The sequence below is a fragment of the Serratia sp. DD3 genome, from assembly GCF_000496755.2.
Genome location: NZ_AYKS02000015.1, coordinates 36,980 through 49,844, shown reverse-complemented (window position 1 = coordinate 49,844; position 12,865 = coordinate 36,980). Strand labels below are relative to the sequence as shown.

The window sequence follows — 12,865 nt, the reverse complement described above, 5'->3', positions numbered from 1 at the left end:
CCTTATCTGTCTAATGGTTTTGTTTATTCCCATCGTTTCTCAAGCGGCAGTGTTATTGGCTACAACTCGAATCAACTTGGGTATCGGTTTCTACTTTAAATGCTAAATTCAGCACTTCGAGCTTTATCTCCACAGGCTGGTGTCCACTGCAGAGAACCACTCTATTAATCCTTGCGTTGCTGGAGACGCCGCAGCGATCGCTCGCGTCGGGTGCGTTCTCTGTCGAGATCCAGCAAAATTTCCTCAATAAACGCCAAATGACGATGCGAGGCTTCACGGGCCTTTTCAGGTTCGCGAGCCATTATCGCCTCAAAAATTCTGGCGCGATGACTACTCACTGTTGCCAACATCTCATGGCGCGAGTAAAGCAATTCAAAGTTCTGATGGACGTTTTGTTGCAACATTGGCCCCATACAACGCAGCAGATGGAGTAACACCACGTTATGAGCCGCTTCGGTTACCGCAACCTGATACTGCATCACCGCCTCGGCTTCCGCGTTGGGATCGCCGCTGTTCTGAGCTTGCTCAATAACATCATGACAATCGCGGATACGCGCCAGATCCTCATCGGTGCCACGTAGTGCGGCATAATAGGCGGCGATGCCCTCAAGGGCATGACGGGTTTCAAGCAGATCGAATTGTGATTCGGGATGGTCAGCAAGCAGTTCAGCCAACGGATCGCTGAAGCTCTGCCACAAATTGGTTTGTACAAAGGTGCCACCACCCTGACGACGCAGCAGCAGCCCCTTGGCTTCAAGGCGCTGAATAGCTTCTCTCAACGAAGGACGAGAAACATCAAATTGCTTTGCCAGCTCCCGCTCCGGGGGTAGCTTTTCGCCCGGACGCAGTGTCCCCTCAAGGATCAGATACTCGAGCCGTTGCTCGATAACATCTGACAATTTAGGTTGGCGGATTTTGCTGTATGTCATGGATGCTTTCTTCTCAGCGAAGGGCGCGGAGTCAATTGGTAATACCAATTCCAAAAACGTGCCGACAAAGTAACAAATCATTCACCTATTGTCCATATGGAATTTGATCGAAATCATTTAAGCCGCCATTTTTAACTTGTCAGACCACAAAAATGCGCAATCCATTAACGCCGCATTGGTAATACCATTTACACGGCCAGTGACGAGTTTAACTTTTATGAAACTTATGGTTAGCATGAATATCAAGCTGTTATGACAGCATAATGGCAGCAGGGAGAGTTGGCATACTGACTGCCTAGCGTTGAAAGAAAGAAGCATAGAACACTGAACACGCCCCTATTCCCTCTCAATATGAATAAACTTGAGTATAAAACAGGTGCAAACTTTCGTGCTTACCACTATTCTGTGCCGCATGGTAGTAGAGGGATAGATTTCCGATATCAAAAAATGTAAATAAAAAAATACACAAATTGTAATTTAAAATTTACAGCATTGGCATTCTGCAACATCGGTGTTCTGCAACAACATCTGCAACATTCATGTTCTGCAATATTCGTGTTCTGCAACAACAGAGGATTCTTTTAATGAGTGGTCAACAACACGACCAGCTGAAACGCGGCCTGAAAAACCGCCATATTCAGCTTATTGCGTTAGGCGGGGCAATCGGTACCGGTTTGTTTCTGGGTATCGCCCAAACCATAAAAATGGCTGGCCCATCAGTCATTCTGGGTTATGCCATTGGCGGTTTTATTGCGTTCCTGATCATGCGTCAATTAGGTGAAATGGTCGTTGAAGAGCCGGTCGCTGGTTCTTTTAGTCACTTTGCGTATAAATACTGGGGGGGGTTCGCAGGTTTCTCCTCTGGCTGGAATTATTGGGTGTTATATGTGCTGGTTGCCATGGCGGAACTGACGGCTGTGGGTATCTATGTACAATACTGGTGGCCAGAGATCCCAACCTGGGTTTCGGCCGCCGTGTTCTTTCTGGTCATCAATGCCATCAACCTGTCCAATGTGAAGGTCTATGGAGAGATGGAATTCTGGTTTGCCATCATCAAAGTGGTCGCCATTATCGGTATGATCGCCTTTGGCTCTTATTTGTTGCTCAGCGGCCAGGGTGGACCAGAAGCCACAGTGACCAATCTTTGGGCTCAAGGGGGATTTTTCCCGAACGGTGTTATGGGATTAGTGATGGCTATCGCGGTGATCATGTTCTCATTCGGTGGGTTGGAACTGGTGGGGATTACCGCAGCTGAAGCTGATAACCCGGAAAAAAGCATTCCCAAAGCCACTAACCAGGTCATTTACCGTATCCTGATTTTTTATATCGGCTCCCTGACCATTCTGCTGTCACTCTATCCGTGGGGTAAAGTGGTTGAAGGTGGTAGCCCATTTGTCCTGATCTTCCATGCATTAAACAGCAATATGGTGGCAACGGTACTCAATATCGTGGTACTCACTGCCGCACTATCGGTCTATAACAGTTGTGTTTACTGCAACAGCCGCATGTTGTACGGTCTGGCGAAACAAGGTAATGGCCCGAAAGCCCTAATGAAGGTCGATGGCCGTGGCGTGCCAGTGATTGCCATTGGTTTCTCTGCCGTGGCAACCGGGTTCTGTGTATTGATCAACTACCTGATTCCTGGCCGTGCCTTTGAGCTATTGATGGCACTGGTGGTCTCTGCGCTGGTGATCAACTGGGCGATGATCAGCCTGGCACACCTGAAATTCCGTGCCGCTAAAATGCGTGAAGGGGTACAACCGAAGTTCAAGGCGTTCTGGTATCCGTTCAGTAACTATCTGTGCCTGGCATTTCTGGCGGGTATTCTGGTGATTATGTACCTAACACCTGGCATTCGGATTTCCGTTCTGTTAATTCCAGTGTGGGTTGCCATTCTCGGTATCGGCTATGCGATTAAACAAAAAACTCAACAATCAGTAAACTGATTCATCGGCCAGCCCCCCCTGCGGTTTGAGTAAGACACATTAATCAAATCACAGAGGGGCTGGCTATAGCGCTTTAAGCCTTTCTGAATAATGCAATTACCAACAAATCAATTAACCGATTAACCGATTAACCGATAGAGCCTAACAGCGCCCCGCAAACCTGGTTCTTGCCATTTTTCTTCGCCTTATATAATTGTTCTGCTGCCTGGTGCAAAAAATCATCAAGGCTCCCTGAGCTCTGGGCTCCTCGGCAACAGACGCCCAGACTAGCGCTGACAAACGGCGATACAAACGAATCACTATGATGGATCTCAAGAGCAATAATTTGTGCTCTTATCTTCTCGGCTATCGCCATCGCATGATTAAATTCGGTATTAGGCAGTAAACAGGCAAAGTTTTCATCACCATAACGTGCAACAACATCTCTTGGCCGCGTAACAACCAACTGCGTTGACTTCGCAATACGCCGCAGACTAATGTTTCCCTCCTGGTGCCCATACAATTCGTTATATTTTTTAAAAAAATCAACATCAATAAGAATCAAGCTCAGCGGTGCCTGGCTATCAAACTGCCACTCCTGATGTAATCGCTCATCAAAGTAACGGCGATTATGAACCTCGGTGACCTCATCAAAATAAAGTAATTGTCGCAATAAGTTCGCTTGTGCCCGCAATAACAACTGGGTATGAACCCTGGCTTTAACTGTATTTCTATTGATCGGCTTACTGACAAAATCAGCTGCCCCTTCTTGGAAACAACGCGTTTCAGTTTCTTCATTACTATGGGAGGTAACAAAAATAATCGGAATATCTTTGGTTTCAGGCATCGCCTTCAATTGTGCACACACCTCATAGCCACTGATATCAGGCATTTCAATATCCAGCAAAATCAAATCTGGCTGCTGCTTTAAACAGACCTCCAGAGCCTGCTTACCATTCGTCGCCATATAAACTTGATGATCGGCGGAAAACACTTGATATAGCATCTGAATATTGATCGGGTGATCATCCACAATCAGCAGCTTCGCCGTTCCCTGTTGTGGAAAAAACAGTGTTGAATCCAACTCAGGTAGATTACTTATTGGCATTATGGCTCTCTCCCTGAATAGAAAGCGCACTTAACAATGCCTGGCTTACTTCAATCGCCAGAGTAAAATCTAACTGATTGATTGCATCACTTAATGGGCGCAACTGTTCACCAAAATGATGACCAAAGTTCGTTTGCAATTTACGCATCACCTCTAATGCCGCCATATCTGAATTTTGCAGCAAGGCTATCAAAGCATTCAACTCAGAAAGAATAGGATGCGTGTCTGTCTCTTCTTTTGACGCTGCCTGATGTACATCATCAGGTGATAACTGACTTAGCTGTACCAATGCCATCTGTATTGATTGTGCTTCATTTTTTACCTCATCAAACAACCTAGCCATCCCTTCTGATGGCAGTGTTGGTGAGTTCTTCAACAATTGCTCGCCATCACTGGCCATCTGCGATAAGTAAGGTGCCCCCAATTGCGCCGCCAACCCTTTAAGGGTGTGCAACAACCGCGATAAAGCGGGCCAATCCTGCTGAACCACAAATTTATCCAACTGCTGCGGGAAATCAGCCAATTCGGAGGAAAACAACAACAACATATTCTGATAAAGTTCAATGTCGCCACCTAATCGATCAATGGCAGAGGTAAAATCAATACCTGCGGCAGCCGCTACATTTTTCCATTCCTGTCCTAATGGTGAACTAGGGTAATTTTCACTGGCAACCAGCACCAATTCAGGGCGTTTACTGTACTTGCGAATCACCCGGATCAAATTATTCAGCTCAAAGGGCTTGCCGATATGATCGTTCATCCCTGCGGCTAAACAAGCATCACGGTCAGAAGTCATCGCATTGGCCGTCATGGCGATAATCGGTAAATCAGCCAACCCTAAAGTGCCACGAATATAGCGCGCAGCCGTTAAACCATCCATGACCGGCATTTGTAAATCCATCAGCACCACATCAAATAAAGCCGAGTTATCCTGAAGTATATCAATGGCTTCTAGCCCTTGATTAGCAATCTGAACAATAGCTCCTTCATCCTCCAATAACTCTCGTGCGATTTGCTGATTATTTAAATTATCTTCAACCACCAACAACCTGATGCCCTCTAATCGATGAGAGGATGTCTGCTGCACCATCTTTGAATTGTCTGACTGATTATTATGACTTAACACGTCAGTAACTGAATCCAGCAACATCGAGGCAGTAATCGGTTTAATCAGATAACCGTCAATCAATGTTTGATCTTCTTCACTGCGTGCTAACAACATTTCGCGACCATGAGCAGTAATCATCACAATCATTGGCGAGTTACCTTTCGACATCAGTTCACGCACGGCTTTACTGGTCTGCCAACCATCTAAGCCAGGCATTTTCCAGTCAATAAATAATGCACCGTAAGTCATTCCTTGCTCACGCTGTGTATTAATCAATTGCAAAGCGTCATTGCCGCTGGTTGCCACATCAACTGTCCAGTTGAGTGACTCCCCCATCCGTTTAATCAGATTACAAGAGGTCAAATTATCATCAATAACCAACACGCGTAGCTGATGCAGGACATTGACTTTATTTGCCAAGGACTCTGAAATTTGCGGCCCTGAAAGCGGCTGAGAAGGTATTGGCAGAGTCACCGTGAAATGGAACAGGCTACCAAACCCGAGCTGGCTTTCCAGCTGTAATGTTCCCCCCATCAAGCTGACAAAACGCTGGCTGATGACCAACCCTAGCCCAGTACCACCAAATCGGCGGGTGATGGAAGCTTCTGCTTGAGTAAATGCGCTGAATATTCTCTCTTGGTGCTCAGGAGCAATTCCAATTCCGGTATCACGGACCCCAAACTGCAACGTCACATAATGACTCTCTTTCTTCACCACCTTGATAAACAGAACCACTTCACCTTTCTCAGTAAATTTCAGCGCATTACTGCCAAGATTGGTTAATACTTGCTGCAACCGCATGCTATCCCCTTCAACAAAAGTGGGTAGTTGCGGATCAATATCAAATAAAACTTCGACACTTTTAACTTTCAAATTACCGGATAAAATAACCGACAGATCCCTCAGCATTTCATGAATATTAAATGGAATACATTCCAATACCATCTTGCCTGATTCAACTTTTGAAAAGTCTAGAATGTCATTAAGCAGATGCAGTAGTGAGCGTGCCGCTGCTTCAATTTTGACCGCATAATCTGCCTGTTTGGTATTTAACCCGGTTTTTCTCAGTAGTGTCATCATGCCAAGAATAGCGTTCATTGGGGTGCGCAGTTCATGGCTCATGGTCGCTAAGAATGCAGATTTGGCGCTATTGGCCTCTTCTGCTGCCTGCCTGGCTGCACGCAGTATATTTTCATTCTCACGTTGCTGAGTAATATCGCGATTGATACCCATCATCAACACAGGGTGCCCATTCTCATCCCGCTCCACGGTACCGGTGGATTGAATAAAGCGTACTTGATTATCAATAACCACCCTAAAGTCTTGGCGGTAAACATCTTCACCTTCTAATGCTTGGTTTAAAGCAGATGCGACATCCTGACGATCTTCAGGGTGCAATAAATCAAACCAATAATCCTGTGAAATAGGGCCATGGCGTAATTCAAGCGGTAATGCATAGATATCATTCATCCGCTCATCAAAAGAGAGCGTACCTTCAGGAATATTCCAGGACCAAACACCCAACTCAGCAACATCTGCCGCCCTGACTAATTGATTACGCGCGATAATCAAACTGGCTTGTTGATTTTTGCTGGCGGTAATATCCGTCTGAATAGAGACATAGCGGTCAATTTCACCCGCGCTATTTTTAAAAGGCGCAATAGTGGTATCGACCCAATAGAGTTCGCCGCTCTTCGATTTATTGCAAATAACCCCCCGCCAGGGAATTCCACTCGAGATATCACTCCACATGGATAACCAGAATTCGAGCGAATGCGCATGAGACTCCAGCATCCGGTAATTGTTGCCAATCAACTCTTCGCGCTTATAGCCACTGATGCTACAGAAGGCATCATTAACATCAATAATCTGCCCATTACAGTCTGCAGAAGAGACGATACCATATAAATTAAGTGTACTGAGCAAGGCATTGTTTTCTCGCAAAGCAGCTTCCAAACGGAAGTAAGTGGCTTTACGTTCACTGATATCCGATTCAATTGCCATAAAACCGATGGCTTCATTCTTATCGTTGTAACGCGGCTGGATCTCCAGCTCAATCCAGTACTCCTTACCCGATTTGGAACAATTGATGATTTCTCCTTTAAACGACTCTCCGGCATATAAAGCGTTTCCCATTTGCGCCAAAACTTTTTTATCACTGTTCGCACACTGTAATAATGCTCCTGGTGATTTACCGAGCACTTCACTTTTACTGTACCCCGTAATGCGCTCAAACCCCTCATTAACCCAAACAATCAAGCGGTTTATATCAGTAATAACCACTGCGTTAGAGGTGTTTTTAGCCACCAAGGCCAGCCGTTCAAGATCAGCCGTCATATTATAAGCCAAGCGTTCGGCACGATAGCGACCATTAATTTGCTGGCGGAGAAACAGTGCCAACACGCCACTTAACAAACAGCCGAGTAAAAATAACAACCAAGAGGCATAACGTTCGGTCGTATCTTCATAGTTTGCAAACCGACTGACTCTTAGTGTCATATCGCGGCCAGGAAGATGCAATATGCTGGTGTCAACAAACTCGCCGTCAGCCTCAAACTGATCTTTTTTTGCTTCTTTAGTGATAAAATCAGACTCTTTATTGGCGGATGCATCAAAAATCAAATTCTGTGTGGATATATTATTTATACTATCAAACAGTTCTATATTGACTCTTCTATTAACAAACTCAGGAATATCATTTAATAGATCTGATATCACGATTGGTGAATAGACTAACCCTACCAGTGATTCCTGCCGCTGTTCAGGAGTAGTCGGCATACTCCCTGTGGCGTAAACCGGAACATATAATAGTACCCCTGGGATTTTACGGCTCTCTTGAACCAGACTAACGGCACCCGTTAATGTCGCATTCCCCGTATTAATAGCCGATAATGCAGCCGCCCGTCTCACCGCTTCCGAGCCAATATCTAACCCCTCAGCACCTTTATTACCTTTGGCTGGCTCGAGAAATTTGATGATATACAGATCATTGTAATTTTTATCATTCAGCTGACGAAGAGTAAATTCAGGTGCCCCATCCGCCCTAACGGCTTTTATAAATTCATCGAGATTATTACGCTCAACCCGTTGAATAAAACCAAACCCTCTTACACCAGGAAAGTCCACTGGCAAGTCACGTGAAGCCACATAAGCGCGGAACTGCGCTCGAGTTAAATGATTATTAGTCGCATAAACTCCGCGCGCACCATTCAAACCATTTACCGTTTGTAGGAAACGACGAACCAGTTCCCCGGAGACCCTTTCTACATCATTTTTAAACTCAATTTTGGCATGATCTTCTATTTCACGGTAGATCTGCCAAGTGCCAACTGCAGACAAAGCCACCCCAACGATAAATAACATCAATGGCAGTAGATTAATTTTTATTAACCGATTTTTGGCGAAAGAGAACTTACCTCTGGCTGTGCGGGTAGCCTCTTCTGGCTGTGGCCTCGTCATGCGACATCACTTTTCAGTCATCAATAATGAATTAAGCATAGTTGTAATACCCTATGATTCAAGGCGTTTAATCATCGAGTGGGTTAACAAACTCTGGACTCCAGAAATATCGGCTACGGCGGAATTAGGCTACTGTGGCACAGAAAGAAAGAGGCCCAGCAATGGGCCTCTCGATGGTAGTCAGGCTACAACTTGAATCAACCGGGCTGGGTTACTTCACACAAGCTGTACATTGTGATGACAGAACCTGCTGGAAGAAATCGTTGCCTTTATCATCCACCAAAATAAAGGCTGGGAAATCTTCCACTTCAATTTTCCAGAGCGCTTCCATACCCAACTCAGGATATTCCACACACTCCAGGCTCTTGATACTCTGCTGTGCCAAAACGGCTGCCGGGCCACCGATACTCCCCAAGTAGAACCCACCATGCTTGTGACAAGCATCAGTCACCTGCTGGCTGCGATTCCCCTTGGCCAGCATAATCATACTGCCCCCATGAGACTGCAACTGATCGACATAAGAATCCATACGCCCAGCGGTTGTTGGCCCCAAAGAACCCGAAGGATAACCTGCTGGTGTTTTGGCCGGGCCTGCATAATAGATCGGGTGGTCTTTTATGTATTGTGGCAAGTCTTCACCACGATCTAGCCGCTCTTTCAACTTGGCGTGAACAATATCTCGCCCAACAATAATAGTTCCACTCAAAGAAAGACGAGTTGAGACCGGGTATTGTGACAACTGCTTGAGGATCTCAGCCATTGGGCGGTTAAGATCCACTTTGATGGCCTCACCTTCCCCCGCCTGACGCAGTTCTTGCGGAATAAACCGGCCTGGATTATGTTCCAGTTTTTCCAGCCAGATACCTTCACGGTTGATCTTGGCTTTGATATTACGATCGGCTGAACAGGAAACCCCCATCCCGACAGGGCAAGAAGCCCCATGACGTGGTAAACGCACCACACGAACATCATGGGCGAAATATTTACCCCCAAACTGCGCCCCGATGCCCAGTTTCTGAGCTTCTTTCAGCAGTTCTTCTTCCAGAACCACATCGCGGAACGCCTGACCGTGCTCATTACCTTCTGTTGGCAAGCCATCATAATATTTCGTTGAAGCCAGCTTGACGGTTTTCAGTGTCGCTTCGGCAGAAGTACCACCGATAACAAAAGCCACATGGTACGGTGGGCACGCCGATGTCCCCAGAGTACGCATTTTATCCACCAGATAATCTTTCAACTTGCCTGGTGACAACAACGCTTTAGTTTCTTGGTACAAATACGTTTTATTGGCTGAACCGCCACCTTTGGCAATACACAGGAATTTATACTCTTCCCCATCCACACTATAGAGATCAATCTGCGCCGGCAGATTGCAACCGGTATTGACCTCTTTATACATATCCAGTGCGGCATTTTGCGAATAACGCAGATTATCGGTAATAAACGTGTTGTATACCCCACGTGACAAGGCTTCTTCGTCGCCACCACCGGTCCAAACACGCTGCCCCTTCTTACCTACAATAATTGCGGTGCCGGTATCCTGGCAGGTAGGCAAAATGCCCTTGGCTGCAATTTCGGAATTGCGCAAAAATTGCAAGGCAACATACTTATCATTCTCGCTGGCTTCTGGGTCATGCAGAATATCAGCAACTTGTTGTTGATGACCGGTACGCAGCATAAATGAGGCATCGTGAAAAGCCTGCTGAGCAACCAGCGTCAAAGCTTGCGGATCAACCTTAAGCACCTCCTGACCAGCAAACTGATCGATGGAAACATAATCGCGGCTTAATAGGTAATATTCCGTATCGTCTGCCTTTAGTGGGAACGGGTCTTGGTAATAAAACGGTTTATTCGACATTGATCTCTCACTTGCAACATCAGCTGCGTTAAATTCACACGTGCTCTGCATGCTCAGAGCGCGCTGCGTCAAAAACTCTCTATACCTTACGTATTTTCAGGCCATCAGTCGTTGCGCTAAATCGCAAAATAGCCGCGATTAACTCAGTAGCTTAGCAATAACGGTGTGTTTTATCCTACCTGATGAAATCTCCATTACTACGGTATATCATCTCCGTTCATATCCCCTTTTGCCAGCCATTGCCTCATTACTTAAGCTAACATCAATGAACCGAATAAGAGTCCCCATTGCACTACAACAAGCGGTGATGCGCTGCCTACGGGATAAATTACAATTGGCGCAGCAGCATTTAGCCGTTGAATTTCCTGAACCGAAAGTCATTTACCAGCAACGGGGCACCAGCGCGGGTACCGCCTGGTTACAAAGCTGGGAAATCCGCCTCAACCCGGTGTTATTGCTGGAAAACCAACAGCCGTTTATTGATGAGGTCGTCCCCCATGAGTTGGCCCATTTGCTGGTGTTCCGCCATTTTGGCCGCGTTGCACCCCATGGTCGAGAATGGCGCTGGATGATGGAGCAAGTGCTACTGGTTTCCGCCCGCCGCACCCACCGATTTGAAGTCAGCTCGGTACAGAGCAAAACCTTTCCTTATCGCTGCGCTTGCCAGCAGCATCAGTTGACGCTGCGCCGCCATAACCGAGTGATGCGTAGCGAGAGCGAGTACCGTTGCCGCCAATGTGGTGAAAAACTGTTATTTTCAGGCTGACAACCAGTAAGCGTGTACAAATTCACCCGCAAACGCATATAAGTTTCTACTCACATCCCGCCGTTTGATTCACGACGGGTATATCACCATTTGCTACTGCCGATAACTTCGACTACCCTGCCTACTTTGCCATTTCAAACAGTTTTGGAATATGCCTCGCAAAATTTTATTTATAGTGGCCTTAGCCCTCTCCAGCAGCGCCTTGGCACAAGGTATTAATAACTTCACCCAAGCCAAAGCCGCCGCAGCTAAAATCAATCAAGATGCCCCAGGTAGCTTCTACTGTGGCTGTCAGATCCATTGGCAGGGAAAACAGGGTATTCCTGACCTCACCAGTTGCGGTTATCAGGTGCGTAAAAATACTCAGCGTGCTGAGCGCATTGAATGGGAACATGTGGTCCCGGCCTGGCAGTTTGGCCACCAATTGCAATGCTGGCAAAACGGTGGCCGCAAGAACTGCGATAAAGACCCCGTTTATCGCCAAATGGAAACTGACCTGCATAACCTGCAACCCGCCATCGGCGAAGTGAATGGTGACCGCAATAATTTTATGTTCAGCCAATGGAATGGTGGGGAAGGTCAATACGGCCAATGCCCAATGAAAGTCGATTTCAAAAATAAACAGGCAGAGCCGCCAGCCCGTGCGCGCGGTGCCATTGCCCGTACTTACTTCTATATGCGTGACCGTTATCACCTGCAACTTTCACGGCAGCAAACCCAACTGTTTGACGCTTGGGACCGTCAGTACCCCGTCAGCCTCTGGGAATGCCAAAGAGAAGCGCGTATCGCCCTCGTACAAGGCAATAATAACCCGTATATTCAACAGGCTTGTCAGCAACGAAAAGACTGACCTACTATTGCTGACCTACTATAGTACTTTAATGCGTAAATACGTTCGCGCTGCCTGAAAACAGCGCACTTTCATCAAGCCAGGATCTGAGAACCATTATGCGTATACCTCGCATTTACCATCCTGCCCCATTGAGCGCTAATAGCGAAATCGCTCTGAGCGAGGATGCGACTAATCATGTTGGCCGAGTACTTCGCATGAGCACTGGGCAAAAATTGCAGTTGTTCGACGGCAGCAACCAGATATTTGATGCCGAAATCACCCGGGCCGATAAAAAGAATCTGCTGGTTCAGGTTCACGGCGCGCAGTGGGAAGACCGTGAATCACCGCTCAATCTGCACCTTGGCCAGGTTATCTCCCGTGGGGATAAAATGGAGTTCACCATCCAAAAGTCTATTGAGCTAGGCGTTAACCTCATCACCCCGCTGTTTTCCGAGCGTTGTGGTGTTACGCTTGCTGGTGAACGCTTGGCCAAAAAACGCCAACAGTGGCAAAAAATTGCCATCGCCGCCTGCGAGCAATGTGGTCGCAACCGCATTCCAGAAATCCGTGACGCCATGTCACTATCAGACTGGTGCGCAGAACAAGATGATAGCCTCAAACTGAATCTGCACCCTCGCGCGAGCCAAAGCATCAATACACTACCATTACCGGTGAAGCATGTGCGGTTACTGATTGGGCCAGAAGGGGGATTATCCAGCGATGAAATTGCCATGACTGCAGGTTATGGATTTACTGATATTCTGTTAGGGCCGCGGGTTTTACGTACCGAAACCACCGCCCTCACCGCAATTACCGCCTTGCAGGTACGTTTCGGCGACCTGGGCTAATAGCCTGTGATAACAGGTTTGTAAGGAGAAGA

Annotated in this window: 8 protein-coding genes; 4 read left to right on the top strand and 4 right to left on the bottom strand. The window is 46.8% G+C overall.

The window, feature by feature from the left end; all coding sequences use genetic code 11:
* Positions 1-164 precede the first annotated feature (164 nt).
* Positions 165-929 (bottom strand): pyruvate dehydrogenase complex transcriptional repressor PdhR, encoded by a 765-nt coding sequence (gene pdhR / locus IO95_RS01755; RefSeq protein WP_037383573.1) that lies wholly within the window; start codon positions 927-929, stop codon positions 165-167.
* Positions 930-1,513: 584 nt separating this feature from the next.
* Between pdhR and IO95_RS01750 the strand changes: the two genes are divergently transcribed.
* The gene (locus tag IO95_RS01750; protein WP_023489789.1) at positions 1,514-2,875 is read left to right on the top strand and encodes an amino acid permease; all 1,362 of its coding nucleotides are present in this window, start codon (positions 1,514-1,516) and stop codon (positions 2,873-2,875) included.
* 127 nt (positions 2,876-3,002) lie between these two features.
* Here IO95_RS01750 and IO95_RS01745 read toward each other — a convergent pair whose 3' ends face one another.
* The 3 genes from IO95_RS01745 to fumA form a co-directional block, all read right to left on the bottom strand.
* The gene (locus IO95_RS01745; RefSeq protein WP_023489788.1) at positions 3,003-3,962 is read right to left on the bottom strand and encodes a diguanylate cyclase domain-containing protein; all 960 of its coding nucleotides are present in this window, start codon (positions 3,960-3,962) and stop codon (positions 3,003-3,005) included.
* Entirely contained in the window at positions 3,949-8,529 is a 4,581-nt protein-coding gene (locus IO95_RS01740) for a CHASE domain-containing protein (RefSeq protein ID WP_081878498.1), read from the bottom strand. The genes IO95_RS01745 and IO95_RS01740 overlap by 14 nt, the downstream gene beginning before the upstream one ends.
* Positions 8,530-8,740: 211 nt before the next feature.
* On the bottom strand, positions 8,741-10,387 hold the full coding sequence (fumA, locus tag IO95_RS01735; RefSeq protein ID WP_023489060.1) for a class I fumarate hydratase FumA: 1,647 nt from the start codon (positions 10,385-10,387) through the stop codon (positions 8,741-8,743).
* A gap of 265 nt (positions 10,388-10,652) precedes the next feature.
* On the opposite strand from fumA, the gene IO95_RS01730 reads away from it, so the two are divergent.
* The 3 genes from IO95_RS01730 (at position 10,653) to rsmE (ending at position 12,833) form a co-directional block, all read left to right on the top strand.
* The gene (locus tag IO95_RS01730) at positions 10,653-11,153 is read left to right on the top strand and encodes a SprT family zinc-dependent metalloprotease (protein WP_037383534.1); all 501 of its coding nucleotides are present in this window, start codon (positions 10,653-10,655) and stop codon (positions 11,151-11,153) included.
* 151 nt (positions 11,154-11,304) lie between these two features.
* Complete coding sequence (gene endA / locus IO95_RS01725) at positions 11,305-12,003, top strand: deoxyribonuclease I (protein WP_023489062.1); 699 nt, start codon at positions 11,305-11,307, stop codon at positions 12,001-12,003.
* Positions 12,004-12,101: 98 nt separating this feature from the next.
* Complete coding sequence (gene rsmE, locus IO95_RS01720; RefSeq protein ID WP_023489063.1) at positions 12,102-12,833, top strand: 16S rRNA (uracil(1498)-N(3))-methyltransferase; 732 nt, start codon at positions 12,102-12,104, stop codon at positions 12,831-12,833.
* Positions 12,834-12,865: the final 32 nt, after the last annotated feature.